This window comes from Leptothrix sp. (in: b-proteobacteria) (assembly GCF_965250675.1).
Taxonomy (GTDB): Bacteria; Pseudomonadota; Gammaproteobacteria; order Burkholderiales; family Burkholderiaceae_C; genus Sphaerotilus.
Window position 1 is genome coordinate 137,585 of sequence record NZ_CBDFPH010000002.1, and the last position, 23,043, is coordinate 160,627.

Here is a 23,043-nt window from a genome sequence, read left to right on the forward strand (position 1 = left end):
CTCGGAATAAAGAGTGAAATGGGCGGCAGTCGCAAAAACTGCCAAGCCTGCGAGCCTAGGTCAAGTCTCGGTCGACAACAAGCCGGCAGCAGCCCACACCGCCAACGCATCCACGGTCGCTGCCACATCATGCACACGAACCACACGCGCACCGTGGTGAACACACGCCAAGGCTGCCGCCACGCTGCCGGGCATGCGCTCGGCCACGGGCTTGCCGGTCACGACTCCAATCGACGATTTGCGCGACCAACCCGCCAGGACCGGATAGCCTAGGTCCAGCAGTGCACGCTGACCGGCCATCAGCGCAAAGTTCTGCTCGACCGTCTTGCCAAACCCAATGCCCGGGTCGAGTGTGATGCGCTCGGGTGCCACACCCCGTTCACGCAGTGCGCAAGCCCGCGCGGCCAGGAAGTCACGCACCTCACCCACCACATCGGTGTAATGCGGCGCGGCCTGCATCATGCGAGGCTCGCCCTGCATGTGCATCAGGCAAATACCGCAATCGGGATGGGCACTCACCACGTCCATGGCGCCTGGCGCCTGCAGCGCCGCCACGTCGTTGATGATGTCCACGCCCATCTCAAGCGCCATCTGCATGACCTCGGCCTTGCAGGTGTCGATAGAAACTGGCACGCCCAGCGTCAGCGCAGCTTGCAGAACAGGTTGAACGCGCGCAATTTCTTCCTTCAGCGGAACCGCAGGCGCCCCGGGTCGGGTCGACTCACCACCGATATCAAGAATGTCTGCGCCTTGCCGCAGCAATTCCTCGCAATGAGCGATGGCCTGTGTAGCGCCGCGCCCACCATCCGAGAACGAATCGGGCGTGACGTTGACGATGCCCATGACCTTGGGCCGGGTCAGATCGATCTGAAAGCGCGTGGTTTGCCACTTCATGGTGACTTCTCCGGACAAAGCAAAACGGGGCCGCAGCCCCGTTTTCAACTCAGCGAGTCGTTAGCTCAAGCAGTTGCCGTGGCACTGCCGGAACTGACTGAAGGCGTGGTCGGACCCCCAGGCGGCTTGCTGGCCGGCGGCACCCAGTCCTTGGGTGGACGCGGAGCACGACCGCACATGATGTCTTCGATCTGCTCGGCGTCGATGGTTTCCCAGTCCAGCAGCGCGCGGGCCATCGCGTGCATCTTGTCCTGGTTGCCTTCGATCAGCTTGCGCGCCTGGGCATATTGAGCATCGATGATGCTGCGAATTTCCAGGTCGACCTTCTGCATGGTCTGCTCGGACACCGTCGTGGTCTTGGTGATGGAGCGGCCCAGGAAGACTTCGCCTTCGTTCTCGGCGTACACCATCGGACCCAACGCATCAGTCATGCCGTAGCGGGTGACCATGTCACGTGCCAGGGCCGTAGCGCGCTCGAAGTCGTTGCTGGCGCCGGTGGTCATCTGGTTCATGAACACTTCTTCGGCGATGCGCCCCCCGAACAGCACGGCGATGGTCGAGAGCATGCGCTCTTTGTCCATGCTGTAGCGATCGCCTTCAGGCAACTGCATCGTCACGCCCAGCGCACGGCCACGCGGGATGATGGTGACCTTGTGCACCGGATCGGTCTTGGGCATCAGCCGTGCCACCAGTGCATGACCGGCCTCGTGGTACGCGGTGTTCTTGCGTTCCTCTTCCGGCATGATCATCGACTTGCGCTCGGGGCCCATCATGATCTTGTCTTTGGCCTTCTCGAAGTCAACCATTTCGACCACACGGGCACTGCGCCGTGCAGCGAACAAGGCTGCTTCGTTGACCAGGTTGGCCAGATCGGCACCAGAGAACCCAGGCGTGCCGCGCGCAAGAATATCGGAGCGGATGTCCTGCCCCATCGGAATCTTGCGCATATGCACGTTGAGAATCTGCTCACGGCCACGCACGTCCGGCAGGGTCACGTAGACCTGACGGTCGAAGCGCCCCGGACGCAGCAGTGCCGGGTCAAGGATGTCAGGACGGTTGGTCGCCGCGATCACGATCACGCCGAGGTTGGTCTCGAAGCCGTCCATCTCGACCAGCATCTGGTTGAGGGTCTGCTCGCGCTCGTCGTTGCCGCCACCCAGGCCGGCGCCACGGTGCCGGCCGACAGCGTCGATTTCATCGATGAAGATGATGCAGGGCGAATTTTTCTTGGCCTGCTCGAACATGTCGCGCACACGGGCTGCACCGACACCGACGAACATCTCGACAAAATCGGAACCCGAGATCGAGAAGAAAGGCACCTTGGCTTCGCCGGCAATCGACTTCGCCAGCAAGGTCTTGCCGGTTCCGGGAGGGCCGACCATCAGCACGCCACGTGGAATGCGCCCGCCGAGCTTCTGGAATTTCTGCGGGTCCTTAAGGAAGTCGACCAGTTCCTTGACCTCTTCCTTGGCCTCATCGCAGCCAGCCACATCGGCGAAGGTGATGGTGTTGTTGCTCTCGTCGAGCATGCGGGCCTTGCTCTTGCCGAAGCTGAAGGCACCGCCCTTGCCACCGCCCTGCATCTGGCGCATGAAATAGACCCAGACACCGATCAGCAGCACCATCGGTCCCCACGAGATCAGCAGGCTGGTGAGCAGCGAAGGCTCATCACGCGGCTTGACCCGGAACTTGATGCCGTTGTTGATCAGGTCACCGACCAGGCCGCGATCCAGATAGGTCGCAGTGGTGCGAATTCTCTTGTCGTCTGTGGTCAGGGCCTCGATTTCGGCACCACCCGGGTTTTCCTGCAGCACGACCTCGCGGATGCGCTTGGCGCGCACTTCCTCAAGAAACTCCGAATAACCGACTTGGTTACCCGCAGTGACCGTGCGATCGAATTGCTTGAACACGGTGAACAGCACCAAGGCGATCACCAACCACACAGCTACTTTGGAGAACCATTGATTATTCACCGCGGCTCCTTCTCGATTTCATTCTGCACCTTGTCTAGCGCAACAACAGTGCAGCAGGACGCTGACACCTTCGCGGCATATGGAGACGATTCTAGGCGAGTCAAGCCCCAAGAACCCGAACCAATCCCACTCAAGACGATAGCCTTTGTCACGCAAGCACCGGCATTGACAGGTTCGGTTTCATGTTCTCGGCTTCTTGAGTCCGATGCCGACCAGAAACGTCTCCGAGGACTTGTCGCGCGACGCCTTGGGCTTGATCGGCTTGACGATGCGGAAGTGCTCCCGGAACAGCGTCACCAACTGGCTGTAGCCACTGCCATGGAAAACTTTGCACACCAGCGCACCTTGGGGACGCAAGTGACCTTGCGCAAACTCGATCGCCAATTCGACCAGATGGGCAATGCGCGCGGCGTCCGTCACCTCGACACCGGACAGGTTGGGCGCCATGTCCGAGATGACCACATCGACATCGCGACCGGCCAGCACGTCAACCAGCTCGGCCAGCACGGACTCCTCACGGAAGTCGCCTTTCAGGAAGGTCACGCCCTCGATCGGCTCGCAGTCGATCAGATCCAGCCCGATGATGCTGCCCTTGAGCTCACCGACGGCTGCACCGCCCACGCCAGCATCACGCGGGGCAAACTTGCGCCGCACATACTGGCTCCAGGCGCCGGGCGCAGCCCCCAGATCGACCACCACCTGACCCGGTCGGATCAACTGAAAGGTCTCGTCGATCTCCTTGAGCTTGTAGGCCGCACGGGCGCGATAGCCCTCCTTGTGCGCCAGCTTGACGTAGGTGTCGTTGACATGCTCATTGAGCCATGCCTTATTGACCTTCTTGCTTTTCGTATCAATCTTCATGACGCACCGATAATAGAGAGATGACTGCGATACAACTGACCCCGGCCCAACGCAAAGAGCACCGCGCTGCGGCCCACCACCTCGACCCGGTCGTGATGATCGGCTCCGAGGGCCTGACCCCTGCGGTCGTGAAAGAAATCGAAGCCGCGCTGGCAGCCCACGAGCTGATCAAGGTGCGCGTCTTCAGCGATGACCGCCAGGCGCGCGATGCCCTGCTGGTCACGCTGGCCCATCAACTCCATGCGGCGCCGATTCAGCACATCGGCAAGCTGCTGGTGCTGTGGCGCCCGTCCACCGAGAAAGTGGCGGCCCCCAAGGAAGACCGCGCACCCGGTCCCCGCGTGGTCAAGATCCTGAAATTCTCCAAGAGCGGCTCCCAGCGCGCCCAGGTGAAGCGCATCACGGTGATGGGCAATGAGCGCCTGACCGTCGGCGGCATTGTCAAGCGCGCCAAGAAGCGTCTGGGCAGCGTCAAGCGCCGCTCGCAAGGCGAATGATCTGACGGATACACGGCGCGCCACTGGGGCGCGTCGTGCCTCCCAGCCGATCAGCCGGCTGACGAAGGCGCAGCGCCCTGGGTACTGCGCCACGTCAGCACCAACAACAACAGGCCCTTGAGCGCAAACAGCGCGCTCGAAGCGCCGTGCAGCGCACCAAAACTCCAGCTGCCCTGGCCTGCACGCGCCGCCGCCATCATCGGCTGCAGCGCGAAGTAGCCCAGCACCGTACAAAACAGCGCGCCCAGCACCAGCAGCAACTGGGACGACAGCGCCGAGCCTGTGCCTGCCGCCACCCGCAGCCCTGCACGCCGGCGCTCGATCATGAACAGCGCCACCGCAAGGCCCAGGCCCACGTGGGCCTCGATGCGGAACAACTGACCCACCACCTGTCCGGCCAGGCTGCGCTCCAGCACCGCAAAAGCCACAGGCGCCGCCACCGCAGCCAGCGTCGCCACCAATCCCAGCCACAGCGCGGCCAGCAGGGTACTCAGTCGGGACAACATCAGGACTGCCTCAGGTGTAGCGGACTTCAATGATCTCGTAGCACTTGATGCCGCCCGGTGCACGCACCTCGGCCACGTCACCGGACTGCTTGCTGATCATCGCGCGTGCGATCGGCGAGGAAATCGAGACCCGGCCCTGCTTGAGGTCAGCCTCGTCCTCGCCCACGATCTGGTAGGTCACGGTGTCGCCGCTTTCCTGCTCTTCCAGATCGACCGTGGCGCCAAAGACGACCCGGCCATCGGCGTCGAGCGTGGACGGATCGATGATCTGCGCCATCGCCAGCTTGCTCTCGACCTCCAGGATGCGGCCCTCGATGAAGCCCTGCTTGTCCTTGGCCGCCTCGTACTCGGCGTTTTCGGACAGATCGCCCTGGGCGCGCGCCTCGGCGATCGCATTGATCACCCAGGGACGCTCGACGGTCTTGAGGTTCTGCAGCTCAGCCCTGAGCAGTTCAGCGCCGCGCTTGGTCAACGGAATGGTGGCCATGTCTTGAGTCGATTCAGATGCGTAAAAAGCGAACCGCCGCAGACTCCCCGAACGGGAGGCCAGCGGCGGCGTGTTGAGACAGATTTCAGTTTAGTGCAGATTGCTCAGTGCAATTCGGCGTGCAACTCTTGCAGGGAAACGACCGTCATGCCGGCCTGGTGCTTGAGCGCCTCGGTGGCGGCCTCGCAGCCCGCCATCGTGGTGTAGTAAGTCACCCGGTTGGCCAGCGCCGCAGTGCGGATGTAGCGTGAATCGGCAATCGCCGTGCGCGTTTCATCGACCGTGGTGAAGACCAGCTGGATTTCGCCGGCCTTGATCATGTCGGCGATATGCGGCCGGCCGTCCTTGATCTTGTTGACCACCTTGACCGGCACGCCCGCCGCGGCAATGGCCACGCTCGTGCCCTTGGTCGCGACGATGTTGAAGCCCAGCGCATGCAGATCACGCGCCACCGGTACGGCCCGCGCGTGTTCGCTGGCCTTGACCGAGATCACGACCGTGCCCTTGGTCGGCAGGCGCGAACCCGCGCCCAGCTGGCTCTTGAGCATCGCCTCGCCAAAGGTCTTGCCCACGCCCATCACCTCGCCGGTCGAACGCATTTCGGGGCCGAGGATCGGATCCACGCCCGGGAACTTGTTGAACGGGAAGACGGCTTCCTTGACGCTGAAATATGGCGGCACGACCTCGTGCGGCGGCAGGCCGTCCAGGCCGCGCTGGTCAGCCAGTTTCTGGCCGGCCATGCAGCGCGCGGCGATCTTGGCCAGCGGCTGGCCAGTGGCCTTGGACACGAAGGGCACGGTGCGCGAGGCGCGCGGGTTCACTTCCAGCACGTAGACGGTGCAGGCATCCAGCCCTTGCGTCACGTCGCCCTGGATCGCGAACTGCACGTTCATCAGGCCGACCACCTTGAGCGCCTTGGCCATCAAGGCGGTCTGGCGGCGCAGTTCGTCCTGCAGCACCTTGCTGAGCGTGTAGGGTGGCAGCGAGCAGGCCGAGTCGCCGGAGTGGACGCCCGCTTGCTCGATGTGCTCCATGATGCCGCCGATCATCACCGCGCCGCTGGCGTCGGCGATGCAGTCCATGTCGACCTCGACCGCGTCATCCAGGAAGCGGTCCAGCAGCACCGGCGACTTGTCGGAGACGCGCACCGCTTCACGCATATAGCGCTCCAGGTCCTTGTCGCCATGCACGATTTCCATCGCGCGGCCGCCCAGCACATAGCTCGGACGCACGACCAGCGGGTAGCCGATCTCGTTGGCCAGCGCGATGGCGCCGTCCTCGGTGCGCGCCGTGCGGTTGGGCGGCTGCTTCAGGCCGACCTCGTGCAGCAGCTTCTGGAAGCGCTCGCGGTCCTCGGCGATGTCGATGCTGTCGGGCGTGGTGCCGATGATGGGCACGCCGTTGGCTTCCAGGTCGAGTGCCAGCTTCAACGGCGTCTGGCCGCCGTACTGCACGATCACGCCCACGGGTTTTTCCTTGGCCACGATCTCGAGCACGTCTTCGAGCGTCACCGGCTCGAAATACAGGCGGTCGGACGTGTCGTAGTCGGTCGAGACTGTCTCGGGGTTGCAGTTGACCATGATGGTCTCGTAGCCGTCTTCGCGCATGGCGAGCGCGGCGTGGACACAGCAGTAGTCGAACTCGATGCCCTGGCCGATGCGGTTCGGACCACCGCCCAGCACCATGATCTTCTTGTTGGTGGTCGGCTCGGCTTCGCACTCGCCATCAACGTTCTCGTAGCACGAGTACAGGTAGGCGGTCTGCGTGGCGAACTCGGCCGCGCAGGTGTCGACCCGCTTGTAGACCGGGCGCACGCCCAGCGCATGGCGGGCGCGGCGCACGTCGTGCTGGTTGCTGCCCAGCAGCTTGCCCAGGCGCTTGTCGGAAAAACCCTTCTTCTTGAGGAAGCGCATCTCCTCGGCCGACAGGCTGTCCACCGTGCGGCCTTTGAGTTGCTGCTCGGTCTGGATCAGCTGCTCGATCTGCGCCAGGAACCACGGATCGATCGCGGTTTCCTCGAAGATCTCGTCCAGCGTCAGGCCGATGCGGAAGGCATCACCCACGTACAGGATGCGCTCGGGGCCGGCCTCGCCGATTTCCTCGATGATCTCGTCACGGTCGGTCGAACGCTCGCTCAAGCCATCGATGCCGGTCTCCAGGCCGCGCAGCGCCTTCTGGAACGACTCCTGGAAGGTGCGACCCATCGCCATCACCTCGCCGACCGACTTCATCTGCGTCGTCAGGTGCGAGTCGGCGGCCGGGAACTTCTCGAACGCGAAGCGCGGGATCTTGGTGACGACGTAGTCGATCGACGGCTCGAACGAGGCCGGCGTCGCGCCGCCGGTGATGTCGTTCTTCAGCTCGTCAAGCGTGTAGCCCACGGCCAGCTTGGCGGCGATCTTGGCGATCGGGAAGCCGGTCGCCTTCGAGGCCAGCGCCGACGAACGCGACACGCGCGGGTTCATCTCGATCACGACCATGCGGCCGTCCTTCGGGTTGATCGAGAACTGCACGTTCGAGCCGCCGGTGTCGACGCCGATCTCGCGCAGGATCGCGATCGAAGCGTTGCGCAGCAGCTGGTACTCGCGGTCGGTCAGCGTCTGCGCCGGCGCCACGGTGATCGAGTCACCGGTGTGGATGCCCATCGGATCGAGGTTCTCGATCGAGCAGACGATGATGCAGTTGTCCGCCTTGTCGCGAACCACTTCCATCTCGTACTCTTTCCAGCCGATCAGGGACTCTTCGATCAGCAATTCCTTGGTCGGGCTCAGGTCGAGGCCGCGCTTGCAGATTTCCTCGAACTCTTCGGGGTTGTAGGCAATGCCGCCGCCGGTGCCGCCGAGCGTGAAGCTCGGGCGGATCACCATCGGGAAGCCGGTGCCGGAAATTTCGGCGGTGATGCGCTTCTGCACCTCCCAGGCCTCTTCCATCGAGTGTGCGATGCCGGACCGGGCCGAGCCCAGGCCGATCTTGGTCATCGCGTCCTTGAACTTCAGGCGGTCTTCGGCCTTCTCGATCGCGTGTTCATTCGCGCCGATCATCTCGACGCCGTACTTGGCCAGCACGCCGTGGTGGTGCAGGTCGAGCGCGCAGTTCAGCGCGGTCTGGCCGCCCATGGTGGGCAGCACCGCGTCCGGACGCTCCTTGGCGATGATCTTCTCGACCACCTGCCAGGTAATGGGCTCGATGTAGGTGACGTCGGCCGTGGCCGGGTCGGTCATGATCGTGGCCGGGTTGCTGTTGACCAGGATGACCTTGTAGCCCTCTTCGCGCAGCGCCTTGCAGGCTTGCGCGCCGGAGTAGTCGAACTCGCAGGCCTGGCCGATGATGATCGGGCCAGCGCCAATGATGAGGATGGATTTCAGGTCTGCGCGCTTAGGCATTCTTCTTCTCCGCTTGCTCGCTCATCAGCTTGGTAAAGCGGTCGAACAGGTAGGCAATGTCGTGGGGACCGGGCGAGGCTTCCGGGTGACCCTGGAAGCAGAACGCCGGCTTGTCGGTGCGGGCCAGACCCTGCAGCGTGCCGTCGAACAGGCTGACGTGCGTCGGGCGCAGGTTGGCCGGCAGCGTGGCCGCATCCACCGCAAAACCGTGGTTCTGGCTGGTGATGGAGACGCGGCCATCGTCCAGATCCTTGACCGGGTGATTCGCGCCGTGGTGGCCGAACTTCATCTTGAAGGTCTTGGCGCCCGAGGCCAGCGCCATGATCTGGTGACCCAGGCAGATGCCGAACGTGGGAATGCCAGTCTCGATCAACTCGGCCGCCGCAGCAATCGCGTAATCGCACGGTTCCGGGTCGCCCGGGCCGTTGCTCAGGAAGATGCCGTCCGGCTTGTGCTTGAGCACCTCAGCTGCCGACGTCTGGGCCGGCACCACCGTGACCTTGCAGCCCCGCTCGGCCAGCATGCGCAAGATGTTGCGCTTGACGCCGAAGTCATAGGCAACGACGTGGAACTGCGGTGCGGTCTGGGCGCTGAAGCCGGGCTGGCCGTCGGCGCTGAAGAGTTGCCACTCGCCTTCGGTCCAGACTTCCGGCTCGTTGCGGGTGACGACCTTGGCCAGATCCTGGCCGGCCATGCTGGGGGCAGAACGCGCCAGCGCCACGGCCGCATCCTTCATGGCCTGCGTCACTTCGGTACCGGCCGCGTAGGCGACGATGGCACCGTTCTGCGCGCCGGTGGTGCGCAGCAGGCGGGTCAGGCGGCGGGTGTCGATGTCGGCGATCGCCACCGTGCCTTCGCGCACGAGGTACTCGGGCAGCGTCAGCGTCTGACGGAAGTTGGAGGATCGGATGGGCAGATCTTTGATGATCAGACCAGCGGCATGGACTTTCGAGGCTTCAGCATCCTGCTCGTTGACACCGTAATTGCCGATGTGCGGATACGTGAGGGTCACGATCTGCTGGCAATAGCTCGGGTCAGTGAGGATTTCCTGATAGCCGGTGAGCGCGGTGTTGAACACCACCTCGCCGACTGTGTGACCGGCAGCGCCGATCGAAGTGCCTTGAAAGACCGTGCCGTCTGCGAGTGCGAGGAGAGCGATAGGCAGGACGGGCAGCACGGGAACTCCGGATTTATGGCGCGCCCGGCTGACTTGCACATGCGCTGCTGCTGTGGGCGGCAGGCGCAGGATTCGTTCTGGAAACGAAGTCGAAGTCGCCGGGCGGCGTTGTGGGCGGACAAACCTCGGGATTATAGGCGGCCCGGGTTTTCCCGCTCCCCTGTTTGAAGGTCAGTACTCGCTGCCGCTGCCGAAACTGCCCGGCGCCAGGTTCTCGAACTTGGTCAGCGGGCGCAGGAAGGCGAGCTTGACGGTGCCGACCGGGCCGTTACGCTGCTTGCCGATGATGATCTCGGCCACGCCCGGCTCCTTGGTTTCCTTGTTGTAGTACTCGTCGCGGTAGATGAACATGATGACGTCGGCATCCTGCTCGATGGCGCCTGATTCGCGCAGATCGCTCATCATCGGCCGCTTGTCGGTGCGGGTCTCGACGGAGCGGTTAAGCTGCGACAGCGCAATCACCGGGCATTGCAACTCCTTGGCCAGCGCCTTCAGGCTGCGCGAGATCTCGCTGATCTCGGTGGCGCGGTTTTCGCCCGCGCTGCCGCCCGAGCCGCTCATCAGCTGCAGGTAGTCGATCACGATCAGGCCCAGCTTGCCGCACTGGCGCGCCTGGCGCCGCGCGCGGGCGCGCAGTTCGGCCGACGTCAGCGCGGGGGTCTCGTCGATGAACAGGCTGACGTTGCGCAACTGGTCGACCGCCTCGGAGAGGCGGCCCCACTCCTCGTCGCGCAGCGCGCCGGTGCGAAGGTGCTGCTGGTCGATGCGCCCGAGCGAGCCGACCATGCGCAGCGCCAACTGCGAGGCGCCCATTTCCATCGAGAACACCACCACCGGCAGGCCTTCCTTGACCGCAACATGCTCGCCGATGTTGAGCGCAAATGCGGTCTTGCCCATCGACGGCCGCGCGGCCAGGATGATCAGGTCGCCCGGCTGCAGGCCGGCCGTCATGCGGTCCATGTCGAAGAAGCCCGTCGGCACACCGGTGACTTCGCCCGCACCGCTTTCGGCCAGTTCCTGCACGCGGTCGATCAACTGCACCACCAGCGAGTCCATCGAATGGAAGCCCTGCTTGTTGCGCGAGCCCTCCTCGCCGATCTGGAAGATCTTGCCTTCGGCCTCGTCCAGGATCTGCGCCACCGGCCGGCCCTGCGGGTTGAAGGCGTTGGTGGCGATCTCGTCGCTGGCGCTCACCAGCTTGCGCAGGATGGAGCGCTCGCGCACGATTTCGGCGTAGCGACGCAGGTTGGCCGCGCTCGGCACGCTCTGCGCCAGCGCGTTCAGGTAGGCGATGCCGCCCACCTCGGCCGCCTTGCCCAGGCTCTGCAATTGCTCGAAGACCGTGATCACGTCGGCCGGCTTGCTGGCGCTGATGAGCTGCATCATGGCCGTGTAGATCAGCTTGTGCTCGTAGCGGTAGAAGTCGTGCTCGGTCAGCAGGTCGCCGGCCCGGTCAGACGCAGAGTTGTCCAGCAACAGGCCGCCCAGCACGCTCTGCTCGGCCTCGACCGAGTGCGGCGGCACGCGCAGACGGGCTACGGCGTCGTCGCCGCCGCTGGAAGGAGGAGCATCAGGGTGGTTGAACATGGCAGCCATGAATCGATGATAGGAGCGGAAAGCAACAAGGCCGGCATGAGCCGGCCTTGTTCAGGGTGTCAACCGACGGGCAGCGCGTCCGCTACCTGTCTGGGTCGAGCGTTGAGCGTGAAGCTCAGTTCGTTTCAGCAACGACAGCCACGGTCACGTCCGACACCACATCATGGTGCAGCGCAACCGAAACCGTGAACGAGCCCACGGTCTTCAGCGGGCCGTTGGGCATGCGAACTTGTGCCTTGAGCACGTCATAGCCTTGGGTCTTCAGCACGGCAGCGATGTCGGCGTTGGTGACCGAGCCGAACAGACGACCATCCACACCGGCCTTCTGGGCGATGGTGACGGTCTTGCCTGCCAGCTTCTCGCCTTGGGCTTGAGCCGCAGCGAGCTTCTCGGCCTGGCTCTTTTCGAGCTCGGCACGACGGGCTTCAAATTCGGCGATCGCCTTCGTGGTCGCACGACGGGCTGCGCCGGTCGGGATCAGGAAGTTGCGTGCATAGCCGTCCTTGACCTTGACGACGTCGCCCAGGCCACCGAGGTTGCCCACTTTTTCAAGCAAGATGATTTGCATTGTTTGGCTCCTCAGACCTTGTGCTGATCGCTGTAAGGCAGCATCGCCAGGAAGCGAGCGCGCTTGATCGCGGTGGTCAGCTGGCGCTGGAAGATCGCACGGGTGCCGGTCAGGCGGGCCGGGGTGATCTTGCCGTTTTCGCCGACGAAGTCACGCAGCACATCGAGATCCTTGTAGTCGATCTCTTTGACGCCGGTAACGGTGAAGCGGCAGAAACGCTTGCGCTTGAACAGCAGCGATTGTGTGTTGCGCTTCGTCTTGCGGTCTTTGGAAAATTTTCCACGTGGCGGGGGCATAACAACCTCCTTCAATCAAATATGAAAACTAGGGGCTCAGGTCGAACGCGTTGATGTGCAGTATCAGCCCTCGGCCATTGCGCTGTTTGCCCAGAAAACCCTTGAACATTGCTGTGGTACCCACAGCGGTGTTGGCGAGTTGCAGGGCGACCTCCCCGATGGCCGTGGCGTGGATCTCCAAGGAGACCTGCCGCAGGTGACCAGCGTGCTCGACCTGCGAGGCGTGAGCCAGTTGCACGTCGAGGGCAGGCAAGCCTGCCGGGGTGTAGCGCATGACCGCACGCTCGATCAGTTGCGCGGAAACGAGGACTTGGTTCATGACCGAGCCTGCCGCGCGCCTTGAGCGTATCGGGCTTCAGGCACTCAGGCGTTGACTTCCTGGTGGGACGACTTGCGCGCTTCTTCCTTCTCAACGCGCTTCATCATGGCGGACGGGCCGGTTTCGGCCTTGTCGCGCTTGACGGTCAGGTGACGGAGCACCGCGTCGTTGAACCGGAAGCCGGTCTCGATTTCAGCCAGGGTTTCCTTGCTGCACTCGATGTTGATGCACAGGTAGTGCGCTTTGGCCAGCTTGTTGATCATGTAGGCCAGCTGAAAGCGGCCCCAGTCCTCAACGCGATGCACCGTGCCACCAGAAGTGGTGACCAAGCTCTTGTAACGCTCCAGCATGGCCGGAACTTGTTCGCTCTGGTCCGGGTGGACCAGAAGCACGATTTCATAGTGACGCATGGACACTCCTTGTGGGTTCCTGTTGCGGAAGCCACCCTGTGGCGTCAAGACACGAGGCGGCAAGGGAAGCCCAACAGTATATCAGGCGGCAGCCTTGCGACCGCCTCAACCCGGCCCGTCACGGCCAGGGTCGCGCAGACGGTCCACCACCGCCTGCTCGCGCGCGCCGGGTGGCGGGCTGCACAGGCTGGCCAGCACCATCACGATGACGCCCGCCGGCACGCCGAACACGCCGGCCGCCACCGGCTCGATACCCCACCAGCGGCTGAGTTCCAGCGGGGCGTGAATACCCAATCCGTCGCGCAGCAAGGGGTGGTTGGTGACCATGTAGTACAGGCACACGCCCAGTCCCGCCAACATGCCGCTGACGGCGCCCACGCGGTTGGCGCGGCGCCAGAAAATGCCCAGCACCAGCGCCGGAAAGAAGCCGGCCGCAGCCAGCGAGAACGCCGCCGAAACGAACTGCAGGATGTCGGCGAATCGCATCGACGAGATGAAGGCGGCCAGCAGCGCCACCACCAGCACCAGGAACTTCGACAGCATCACCCGCCGCAAGGCCGGCGCACGCGGGTTGATGAGACGGAAATACAGGTCGTGCGAGAGCGTGTTGGAGATTGTCAGCAGCAGCCCGTCGGCAGTCGACAGCGCCGCCGCCAGCCCGCCTGCGGCCACCAGATAGGTGACCACCAGCGGCAGGCCGCCGATCTCGGGCGCGGCCAGCACGATCACGTCGCCGCCCAGGTGCAACTCGGCCAGTTGCAGTAGGCCGTCGCCGTTGATGTCGATGGCGGAGACCAGCGTCGGGTCGAGCTTGCTCCAGCGCCGGATCCAGCCGGGCAGCTGGTCGAAGGGCGTGCCGACCAGATGATTGAGCACCTCGTACTTGACCATCACCGCCAGCGCGGGCGCCGCCAGATACAGCAGCGCGATGAAAAACAGCGCCCAGGCGACCGACTTGCGCGCCTCGCCCACCGATGTGGTGGTGTAGTAGCGCGTCAGCACGTGCGGCATGGCCGCGGTGCCCAGCATCAGGCACAGCATCAGTGCCAGGAAGTTGCGCCGCGCCAAATCCGCCACGCCCGCGGCTGCCGAGGCGGGCACATCCGGCGGCACGGCATAAGGCTGGGCTTGCGGTGGCAGGCCGGCCAGCGGCTGCGCGCTCTGGCGGGCCTGCTCGTATTCACGCTGATACGCCGCCCGCGCATCGGCCTCGTTCTGAGGCCGGGTCAGCAGACGCCGCTCAGCCTGCTGGACGCGGGTCAGCGGCGCATCGGCCGCGTGCAGGGCACGCAACTGGGCCGCCAGGGTTTCGGCATCGTCCTTCATGGCCTGCGGCACGTCGGCCAGCTTGCGCTGGGCGTCGGCGGCACGCACCTGCAGGTGGCGGGCCACGCTCAACTCGTGCGGATCGGTCATCAGCGCCTGCTCACGTGCCGCCACCTGACTGAGCTGCTGGCCGTAGGCAAAGAGCGGGAACGGGCTGCCGGTCTGGTTGATCGACAGCCACACCACCGGCGTCAGGTAGGCCAGGATCAGCACGATGTACTGCGCCACCTGCGTCCAGGTCACGGCGCGCATGCCGCCCAGGAACGAGCACACCAGCACGCCGCCAAGGCCAACGAAGATGCCGATCTCGAAGCTGAAGCCCGTCAGGTGCGACGTGATCAGCCCCACGCCGTAGATCTGCACCACCACGTACACGAACGACACCAGCACCGATGCCGCCACGCCCACCAGGCGCGGCCAGACACCACCGTAGCGCTCGCCCAGGAACTCGGGGATCGTGAAGTAGCCCAGCCGCCGCAGGTACGGCGCCAGCAGCAGCGCCACCAGGCAGTAGCCGCCCGTCCAGCCCAGGATGTAGGCCAGCCCGGCGAATCCCTGCAGGTACAGCACGCCGGCGGTGCCGATGAAGGACGCCGCCGACATCCAGTCGGCCGCTGTCGCCATGCCGTTGTAGATCGCCGGCACGCGCCGGCCGGCGACGTAGTACTCGGCCTCGTCGGTGGTGCGCGACATCAGCCCGATGGCGGCATACACCACCACCGTGCCAATCAGGAAGGTGCCGCCCATCCAGCTGCGCGGCCAGCCCAGGCGTTCCAGCAACCCCATCAGGCCGATGAAGCACAGCACGCCCAGCGTGTAGAGCCCATAGCGGCGATGCAGCACGCGGGCAAAAGTCCGGCTGGTCTGGGCCGAATCCGACGACGAAGGCACGCGCTCAGTCATGCGATTCGGGGCCGGCCGCCGGTGCCATGCGTTGATTTTCCTGTTGGCGCGGCTGCTGTTGAAACTGCCGCTGACGCCGCTCCAGCCGGCTCACGACCCAGCCATGCACCAGGATGATCAGCAGAAAAGCGCCGATGCCACCCTGCGAAGCCCACCAGAAGCCCGCCGGAATGCCGGCGATCGACGTCTGGTTCAGCGTGTCGGCCCACCAGACCACCGCCCAGCTCACGCCCAGCCAGACCAGCACGCCGGCCAGCGTGCACCAGCAGACGCGCCGCCAGTGGCGCTGCAACGCCGCCGCTGTGAGTGATGACTGCGGCAGCGACGGTTTCGATTGGCTTGGATCCATGAGAGACACCCTGGCTGAGACGGGCGTGATTGTGCTCACGCCCGGCCCATCTCACCACAGGGGGTTCACTCAGTCGCGTGCTGCGACTGAGTGATGCGCGCATCCGAAGCGCTCAGATGCGCTCAAAAGCGCATCAACGCTTGGCGATGCGCTTCCAGGTCTCGACCACCGAATCGGGGTTGAGCGAGATCGACACGATGCCCTCCTGCGCCAGCCAGTCGGCAAAGTCCGGGTGGTCGCTGGGGCCCTGGCCGCAGATGCCGATGTACTTGCCGTGGGCACGGCAAGCGGCAATGGCGCGGCTGATCAGCGCCCTGACGGCCGGATCGCGCTCGTCGAAATCCGCCGCCAGCAGCTCCAGGCCCGAATCGCGGTCCAGCCCCAGCGTCAGTTGCGTCAGGTCGTTGGAGCCGATCGACATGCCGTCGAAGAACTCCAGGTACTGATCAGCCAGGATCGCGTTGCTCGGGATCTCGCACATCATGATGACGCGCAAGCCATCCTGGCCGCGCTTGAGGCCCTGATCCGCCAGCATGCCGACCACGCGCTCGGCCTGCTTCAGGGTGCGCACGAAGGGCACCATGATCTCGACGTTGTTGAAGCCCATGTCGCGACGCACGTAGCGCAGCGCTTCGCATTCCATCGCGAAGGCCTCGCCAAAATCGGCGCTCAGGTAGCGCGCCGCGCCGCGGAAGCCCAGCATCGGGTTTTCTTCTTCCGGCTCGTAACGTGAGCCACCGATGAGCTTCTTGTACTCGTTGCTCTTGAAGTCCGACAGCCGCACGATCACCGGCTTGGGCCAGAAGGCCGCCGCGATGGTGGAAATGCCCTCGACCAGCTTGTCGACGTAGAAGGCGCGCGGGCTGGCGTGGCCACGGGCGACAGACTCGACCGCCTTCTTCAGGTCCGAATCGATGTTCGGGTAGTCGAGGATCGCCTTCGGGTGCACGCCGATGTTGTTGTTGATGATGAACTCCAGCCGCGCCAGACCGACACCCGAGTTGGGCATCTGGCAGAAGTTGAAGGCCAGTTGCGGGTTGCCCACGTTCATCATGATCTTGACGGGCGAGTACGGCAGTTCGCCGCGCTCGATCTCGCTGATCTCGGTCTCCAGCATGCCGTCATAGATGAAGCCGGTGTCGCCTTCGGAGCAGGCCACCGTCACCAGCTGGCCGTCCTTGAGCACCTCGGTCGCGTCGCCGCAGCCCACCACCGCCGGAATGCCCAGCTCGCGGGCAATGATGGCGGCGTGGCAGGTGCGCCCGCCTCGGTTGGTGACGATCGCGCTGGCGCGCTTCATCACCGGCTCCCAGTTGGGGTCGGTCATGTCGGTGACCAGCACGTCACCGGGCTGGACGCGGTCCATCTCGCTGATGTTGTGCACCAGGCGCACCGGGCCGGTGCCGATCTTCTGGCCAATGGCACGGCCTTCGGCCAGCACGGTGCTGTGGCCCTTGAGCTTGTAGCGGTGCTCGACCTGGTTGCCAACCTGACTCTTCACCGTCTCAGGGCGTGCCTGCAGGATGTAGAGCAGGCCGTCGCCGCCGTCCTTGCCCCACTCGATGTCCATCGGGCGGCCGTAGTGCTTCTCGATGATCAGCGCGTAGCGGGCCAGCTCGGTCACGTCGGCATCCGACAGCGAGTAGCGGTTGCGCAGCTCGGGCGGCGTGTCGGTGATCTTGACCAGCTTGCCGCTGGCGGCCTTTTCCTCAGGCGAAGCGAACTCCATGCGGATCAGCTTGGAGCCGAGGTTGCGGCGGATCACCGCCACCTTGCCGTTCTTCAGCGCCGGCTTGTGCACGTAGAACTCGTCGGGGTTGACGGCGCCCTGCACCACCGTCTCGCCCAGGCCATAGCTCGACGTGATGAAGACCACGTCCTGGAAGCCCGACTCGGTGTCCATCGTGAACATCACGCCGGCGGCACCCAGGTCCGAGCGCACCATGCGCTGCACGCCCGCCGACAAGGCCACGTCGTGGTGGGCATAGCCCTTGTGCACGCGGTAGCTGATGGCGCGGTCGTTGTAGAGCGAGGCGAACACCTCGCGCATCTTGTGCAGCACGTCGTCGATGCCGACCACGTTCAGGAAGGTTTCCTGCTGGCCGGCGAACGACGCATCAGGCATGTCTTCCGCCGTGGCAGACGAGCGCACCGCGAACGACGCGCCGGGGTGGTCGGCCGTCAGCTTGACGAATTCGGCACGGATGGCCGCCTCGAAGTCGGCCGGGAACGGCGCGGACTCGACCCAGCCGCGGATCTCGGCACCAGCCTCGGCCAGCGCACGCACGTCATCGGTGTCGAGCGCAGCCAGGCGGGCGTTGATCTTGTCGGTCAAGCCGCCGGCTGTCAGGAACTCGCGGAAAGCCAGCGCCGTGGTGGCAAAACCACCCGGCACCCGCACGCCGGAAGCCGCGAGCTGGCTGATCATTTCGCCGAGCGAGGCGTTCTTGCCGCCTACGGTCTCGACATCGGTCATTCTCAGATGTTCAAACGGTACGACCAGGGCGGTCGCCAGGTTGATTGCAGACATGAAAAACTCCGTGATGTAAGAAAACCGGGCGCTTCTGCCCGCGCAGCCAGGGTCGATCCGCAGCGCTTTTGGAGCTGTTTGAAGTAGCGGCGATCAGACGGGGCGCGCATGAGTGCAGGGGCAGTACAGAAGCAAATTGCCACAGATTCTAAGGGTCGGCGCTTATCATGTAACTCACTTGTTCCGGGGTCTTGAGCGGCCTTGGCATGCTTGCAACACCCTCCTCGCCCCCTTCCGCGCCATGACCAATCGCACCGTGTTCTTTGTCTCCGACGGCACCGGCATCACCGCCGAAACCTTCGGCAACTCCATCCTGGCGCAGTTCTCGGCCAAACACCGCCATGTGCGGCGGCCCTTCATCGACACCGCAGAAAAGGCGGCGATGGTGATCAGCGAGATCAACTCGATCACGGCGGCCGAGGGCAATCGGCCGATCGTCTTCATCACGCTCGTCAACGACGTGGTGCGCGAGCGCATCAGCAGCGAATCCAACGCGCTGGTGCTCGACATGTTCCGCACCTTCGTCGAGCCGCTGGAGGCCGAGTTGGGCGTCAAGAGCAACCACCGCGTCGGCCGCTTCTCGGACGTGGCCAAGAGCCAGGAATATCACGACCGGATCGAGGCGATCAACTTCTCGCTCGCGCACGATGACGGCCAGTCCGCCCGCAACCTGGCCGCCGCCGACGTGATCCTGGTCGGCGTGAGCCGCAGCGGCAAGACGCCGACCTCGCTCTATCTTGCGATGCAGCACGGCATCAAGGCGGCCAACTACCCGCTGATTCCCGAGGACTTCGAGCGCGACAGCATCCCCTCCAGCTTGGCGCCCTACAAGCGCAAGTGCTTCGGTCTGACCATCGACCCCGACCGCCTGAGCCAGATCCGCAACGAGCGCCGCCCGGGCAGCAAGTACGCCGCGCTGGCCAACTGCCGCTACGAGATCAACGAGGCCGAACGCATGATGAAGCGCGAAGGCATCGCCTGGCTGTCCTCGACCCACAAGTCGATCGAGGAAATCGCCACGACCATCCTGCGCGACCTGCGCCCGGATTGCCTGATTTACTGAGCGAGACCCGCCTCACCGCCACCCGGAGGGCCACCGCTTGCGCTCCATCCAACATCCCGGCGAAGCCGCCGCGCAACGTGTCGAGGTCATGCCTGTCACGGTCGCGCCCCGCACGCTGCAACTCGAACCCGGCCGCACCCTGCTGGCCACGCTGAGCGAGGCCCTGACGCTGCAGGGCGCCCGCAGCGCCGTACTGACCTTGCAGGGCGGACAGTTGCAGCCTTTCGCCTACGTGATGCCGGCGCTGGCCAGGACGTCCGCGCACGCGGTGTATTTCAGCGATCGCTTCGCCGCCGAGGGTTCGGTGCAACTCGACTTCGCCACCGTCACCTACGGCCAGCGCGACACCCCCCACGGTCGCCAGCCCTGGCTGCATTGCCATGCGCTCTGGACCGATGCGCAAGGCCGCCGCCACTGCGGCCATGTGCTGCCTGAGGAGGCGGTGCTGAGCACGCCCGTGACGGCTTCGGCCTGGCTGATGACGGGCGCCGGCTTCCAGGTGCAGGCCGACGAGGAAACGCGTTTTTCCTTGTTCAAACCCGTCGCCACCCCGGATCAGCACGCCAAGCCGACCCCTGCGGCTCGCCGGGCGCTGGCCGTGCGCCTGGGGCCCAACGTCGATGTCTGCCACGCGCTGGAGACCCTTTGCCGCGAGCACGGCATTCGGCATGCCGCGGTGCGCGGCGGCGTCGGCAGCACGGTGGGGGCGGTGTTCGACGACGGTCGCATCGTCGAGCCCTTCGTCACCGAAACCCTGGTGCGCCAGGGCCGCATCGTGGCCGATGCCGAGGGCCAGCCGCGCGCCGAGATCGACGTCACGATGGTCGACTACCTCGGCGGCCAGCATCAGGGCCGGCTGGCACGGGGCGAGAACCCCGTGCTCGTGACCTTCGAGCTGGTGCTGGCTTTCGACTGAATATTCAGAGAACGGCGGTCGAGATGCCCGGCACCGCCGCGATCACGATCAGGCCGACGATCAGCGCGGCGATGTAGGGCCAGATCGCGCCCATCGCCTCGTCGGGCGAGACATCGCCGATGCGGCAGGCGATGTAGAAGCCCACGCCGATGGGCGGCATCATCAGGCCGATGTTCATCGCCACCACCACCACCATCGCGTAGTGCACGTCGTTGACGCCCATCGCACGTGCGATCGGGAACATCAGCGGCGCCATCAGCAGCAGCGCGGGCAGGCCTTCGAGCACGCAGCCGAGGATCAGGAAGATCACGATCGTCACGGCCATGAAACCGAACACTCCGCCCGGCAGGCTCTTCATGAACAGCGCCAGCTGCTGGGCCACGCCCGACTGCGTGATCACCCAGGCCATCGCCAGCGCGGTGCCCAGGATCATCAGCACCGCGCCGCTGAGTGCGGCGGTCTCGACCAGCATCGCGTAGATCTTGCGCGGCCCGATGCCGCCGTACATCACCATGCCGACCAGCATGGCGTAGACGACAGCCAGCGTCGACACCTCGGTGGCCGTGGCCACGCCACCACCCACCGCGCCGCGGATCAGGAAGGGCAGCACCAGCGCCGGGCCGGCGATCAGCAGCGTGCGGCCGACCAGCGCCAGCGGCGCGCGCTGCACCTGCTGCATCACCTCGTGGCGCGCCTTCCAGCGCGCCAGCACGGCCAGCGCCAGCAGCAGCACCAGCGCCACCGTCACGCCGGCCTGGAACAGCCCGGCGATCGACACCCCGGCCACCGAGCCCAGCACGATCAGCACGATGCTGGGCGGCACCGTGTCGGCCATCGCCGCGCCGGTGGACAGCAGCGCGATCATGTCCTTGGGCTTCTGGCCGCGGCGCTTCATCTCGGGGAACAGGGCCGGCGCCACGGTCGCCATGTCCGACACCTTGGAGCCCGAGATGCCCGAGACGATGAACAGCGAACCCAGCAGCACGTAGCTCATGCCGCCTTTCACGTGGCCCACCAACGAGGCCAGGAAATCGATGATCGCCTTGCCCATGCCGGTGGCATCGAGCACGCAGCCCAGCAGCACGAACACCGGCACCGACACCAGCACCAGGCTGGACATGCCCTCGTCCATGCGGCCGATCATCACGCCCATCGGGATGTGGGTCGTGAAGGCCAGGAAGCTGATCGCGCCGATGCCGAAGCAGAACGCGATCGGCACCGCCGCGACCAGGCAGACCGCCACGAAGCCGATCAGGAAGATCACGATGTTGAGGTGGCCGAGGTCGGCCAGCACCGGCATGCCGCCCCAGCAGGCCAGCGCCACCGCCGCCACCGTGCCCGCGCCCACCGCCAGTTGCGGCAGCGTGCAGGTGCGCCAGGCGTGGGCCAGCACCACCACCAGCATCGCGACGATGCCGAAGGCGATCGCGGCCACCCGCCAGCTGTTGGGAATCTCCAGCGCCGGCGTGGTGACGAAGGCCTCGGACTCGACGTATTCGAACGCCGGCTGCACCAGCGCGAGCAGGAACACCGCCGTCACCATCAGCCCGAAGGCCTGCACGTAGCCCTGCAGGCGCACGGGCAAGGCGTTGAGCCCGACCGTGAGCCGCAGGTGCTCGTTGCGATGGATCGCGATCGCCGAGCCCAGCATCGCCAGCCACAGGAAGGCGATCGACACCGCCTCGTCCACCCACACCAGCGGGTCGGACAGCAGGTAGCGCGAGCCCACGCCGGCCAGCAGCATCAGCATGATGGCCGCCATCAGCGCGGCGCCCACCAGCTCGATCGGCAGCATCAGGCGCGAGCGGGCCAGCGTGGCCTGCACCTCGCCGGGCAGGGCAATGGATTCGTTCGATTCGACGGTGGCGGTCATGGTGGGCGATGTAGGCACGGAAAGATCAGACCAGCTTACCGGTGTACTTCTCCAGCACCGCCCAGGCTTCGTCGCCGAACTTCTTGTGCCACTCGGCATAGAAGCCCGCCGAGCGCAGCTTGGCGCGGAACAGCTCGGCGTCGGTGGTGTTGATCGCCATGCCCTTGGCCTTGAGTTCGCCCAGCAGCGAGTCGTTGAGCTTGCGCACGTCGTCGCGCTGGTTCAGGCCGGCCTTGTTGACGTTGCGCGTCACGATCTCCTGCAGATCGGCCGGCAGACGCTCGAAGGACTTCTTGTTGGCCAGGAACCAGAAGCCGTCCCACATGTGGTTGGTGATCGAGCAGAACTGCTGCACCTCGTGCAGCTTGGCGGTGGCGATGATCGCCAGCGGGTTCTCCTGGCCGTCGACGATCTTGGTCTGCAGGGCGGTGTAGACCTCGGCGAAGTTGATGGTGGCCGGCGAGGCCTCGAAGGCCTTGAACATCGAGACCCAGAACGGGCTCGGCGGCACGCGCATCTTCATGCCCTTGAGGTCGTCGGGCTTGGTGATGGCGCGCGCGCTGCTGGTCATCTGGCGGTAGCCGTTGTCCCAGATCTTCTCGAAGGCGAACATGGTCGACTTGGCGGCGATCTCCTTGCGCACGTGGGCACCCAGGTCACCGTCCATCGCGGCCCAGACCTGGTTGTAGTCCTTGAACGCGAAGCCCACGCCGCTGATCTGCGCCGACGGCACCAGCGTGCCCAGGATCAGCGGCGACAGCGTGAAGTAGTCGATCGCGCCCGAGCGGATCTGCGACAGCATGTCGGTGTCGGTGCCCAACTGGCTGCTCGGGAACACCTTCAGGTCGACCCGGCCCTTGGACTCGGCCAGGATCGCCGCCGCCATCTCGTTGGCGCGCACGTTCATCGGGTGCGTGATGGGCAGGTTGTTGGCGTATTTCAGCGTGAATTCGGCCTTGTTCTGCGCCAGCGCGTGGGTGGCGACGCCGGGCAGCGCGAGGGCGCCGGTGCCGGCCAGCAGGGTGCGGCGGGTGATTTGCATGGTGGGTGTCTCCTGTCGGTGGGGAAAGAAAAAGGCTCGGCTGAGGTCGAGTCGATTTGTCGGATGAATCGGGC

20 protein-coding genes are annotated in these 23,043 nt (G+C 65.0%); 3 read left to right on the forward strand and 17 right to left on the reverse strand.

Annotated features, from left to right (window positions below):
- Positions 1-60: 60 nt before the first annotated feature.
- The 3 genes from folP to AC5IG3_RS04770 form a co-directional block, all read right to left on the reverse strand.
- Positions 61-894, reverse strand: coding sequence for a dihydropteroate synthase (gene folP, locus AC5IG3_RS04760; protein ID WP_491905159.1), 834 nt, complete (start codon positions 892-894; stop codon positions 61-63).
- Between the two features lie 65 nt (positions 895-959).
- Positions 960-2,867, reverse strand: coding sequence for an ATP-dependent zinc metalloprotease FtsH (gene ftsH / locus AC5IG3_RS04765; protein ID WP_491905160.1), 1,908 nt, complete (start codon positions 2,865-2,867; stop codon positions 960-962).
- A gap of 180 nt (positions 2,868-3,047) precedes the next feature.
- Positions 3,048-3,728: an RlmE family RNA methyltransferase gene (locus AC5IG3_RS04770; protein ID WP_491905161.1), complete on the reverse strand. Its 681-nt coding sequence runs from the start codon at positions 3,726-3,728 to the stop codon at positions 3,048-3,050.
- Between the two features lie 20 nt (positions 3,729-3,748).
- Between AC5IG3_RS04770 and AC5IG3_RS04775 the strand changes: the two genes are divergently transcribed.
- Entirely contained in the window at positions 3,749-4,225 is a 477-nt protein-coding gene (locus AC5IG3_RS04775) for a YhbY family RNA-binding protein (protein WP_491905162.1), read from the forward strand.
- 50 nt (positions 4,226-4,275) lie between these two features.
- On the opposite strand, the gene AC5IG3_RS04780 is transcribed toward AC5IG3_RS04775, so the two are convergent.
- From AC5IG3_RS04780 to ppsA, 12 genes are all read right to left on the reverse strand, one after another.
- A complete protein-coding gene (locus AC5IG3_RS04780; RefSeq protein WP_491905163.1) occupies positions 4,276-4,731 on the reverse strand; it encodes a DUF4149 domain-containing protein in 456 nt (151 codons plus the stop codon).
- A gap of 10 nt (positions 4,732-4,741) precedes the next feature.
- Positions 4,742-5,218 (reverse strand): transcription elongation factor GreA, encoded by a 477-nt coding sequence (gene greA / locus AC5IG3_RS04785; protein WP_491905164.1) that lies wholly within the window; start codon positions 5,216-5,218, stop codon positions 4,742-4,744.
- A gap of 104 nt (positions 5,219-5,322) precedes the next feature.
- Positions 5,323-8,601, reverse strand: coding sequence for a carbamoyl-phosphate synthase large subunit (gene carB, locus AC5IG3_RS04790; protein ID WP_491905165.1), 3,279 nt, complete (start codon positions 8,599-8,601; stop codon positions 5,323-5,325).
- On the reverse strand, positions 8,594-9,778 hold the full coding sequence (gene carA, locus AC5IG3_RS04795; RefSeq protein WP_491905166.1) for a glutamine-hydrolyzing carbamoyl-phosphate synthase small subunit: 1,185 nt from the start codon (positions 9,776-9,778) through the stop codon (positions 8,594-8,596). The genes carB and carA overlap by 8 nt, the downstream gene beginning before the upstream one ends.
- A 171-nt stretch (positions 9,779-9,949) precedes the next feature.
- A complete protein-coding gene (gene dnaB / locus AC5IG3_RS04800) occupies positions 9,950-11,374 on the reverse strand; it encodes a replicative DNA helicase (protein ID WP_491905167.1) in 1,425 nt (474 codons plus the stop codon).
- Positions 11,375-11,489: 115 nt separating this feature from the next.
- Complete coding sequence (rplI, locus tag AC5IG3_RS04805) at positions 11,490-11,942, reverse strand: 50S ribosomal protein L9 (protein WP_491905168.1); 453 nt, start codon at positions 11,940-11,942, stop codon at positions 11,490-11,492.
- Between the two features lie 11 nt (positions 11,943-11,953).
- Positions 11,954-12,238 carry a 30S ribosomal protein S18 gene (gene rpsR / locus AC5IG3_RS04810; protein WP_491905285.1) on the reverse strand — a complete coding sequence of 95 codons (285 nt, stop codon included), beginning with the start codon at positions 12,236-12,238 and terminating at the stop codon, positions 11,954-11,956.
- A gap of 28 nt (positions 12,239-12,266) precedes the next feature.
- Positions 12,267-12,557: a primosomal replication protein N gene (priB, locus tag AC5IG3_RS04815; protein ID WP_491905169.1), complete on the reverse strand. Its 291-nt coding sequence runs from the start codon at positions 12,555-12,557 to the stop codon at positions 12,267-12,269.
- 44 nt (positions 12,558-12,601) lie between these two features.
- Entirely contained in the window at positions 12,602-12,967 is a 366-nt protein-coding gene (gene rpsF / locus AC5IG3_RS04820; RefSeq protein WP_491905170.1) for a 30S ribosomal protein S6, read from the reverse strand.
- 105 nt (positions 12,968-13,072) lie between these two features.
- On the reverse strand, positions 13,073-15,196 hold the full coding sequence (locus AC5IG3_RS04825) for a VC_2705 family sodium/solute symporter (RefSeq protein WP_491905171.1): 2,124 nt from the start codon (positions 15,194-15,196) through the stop codon (positions 13,073-13,075).
- Positions 15,189-15,545, reverse strand: a complete 357-nt coding sequence (locus AC5IG3_RS04830; protein ID WP_491905172.1) for a DUF4212 domain-containing protein — start codon at positions 15,543-15,545, stop codon at positions 15,189-15,191. Before AC5IG3_RS04830 ends, AC5IG3_RS04825 begins: the two co-directional genes overlap by 8 nt.
- 133 nt (positions 15,546-15,678) lie before the next feature.
- Positions 15,679-18,075 carry a phosphoenolpyruvate synthase gene (ppsA, locus tag AC5IG3_RS04835; RefSeq protein ID WP_491905173.1) on the reverse strand — a complete coding sequence of 799 codons (2,397 nt, stop codon included), beginning with the start codon at positions 18,073-18,075 and terminating at the stop codon, positions 15,679-15,681.
- A gap of 241 nt (positions 18,076-18,316) precedes the next feature.
- Between ppsA and ppsR the strand changes: the two genes are divergently transcribed.
- Together ppsR and AC5IG3_RS04845 are read left to right on the forward strand one after the other, a co-directional pair.
- The gene (ppsR, locus tag AC5IG3_RS04840; RefSeq protein WP_491905174.1) at positions 18,317-19,138 is read left to right on the forward strand and encodes a posphoenolpyruvate synthetase regulatory kinase/phosphorylase PpsR; all 822 of its coding nucleotides are present in this window, start codon (positions 18,317-18,319) and stop codon (positions 19,136-19,138) included.
- Positions 19,139-19,175: 37 nt separating this feature from the next.
- Complete coding sequence (locus tag AC5IG3_RS04845; RefSeq protein ID WP_491905175.1) at positions 19,176-20,054, forward strand: PCC domain-containing protein; 879 nt, start codon at positions 19,176-19,178, stop codon at positions 20,052-20,054.
- 4 nt (positions 20,055-20,058) lie between these two features.
- Here AC5IG3_RS04845 and AC5IG3_RS04850 read toward each other — a convergent pair whose 3' ends face one another.
- Positions 20,059-21,927: a TRAP transporter large permease gene (locus AC5IG3_RS04850; protein ID WP_491905176.1), complete on the reverse strand. Its 1,869-nt coding sequence runs from the start codon at positions 21,925-21,927 to the stop codon at positions 20,059-20,061.
- 25 nt (positions 21,928-21,952) lie between these two features.
- The gene (locus AC5IG3_RS04855; RefSeq protein ID WP_491905177.1) at positions 21,953-22,969 is read right to left on the reverse strand and encodes a TRAP transporter substrate-binding protein; all 1,017 of its coding nucleotides are present in this window, start codon (positions 22,967-22,969) and stop codon (positions 21,953-21,955) included.
- Between the last annotated feature and the right edge of the window lie 74 nt (positions 22,970-23,043).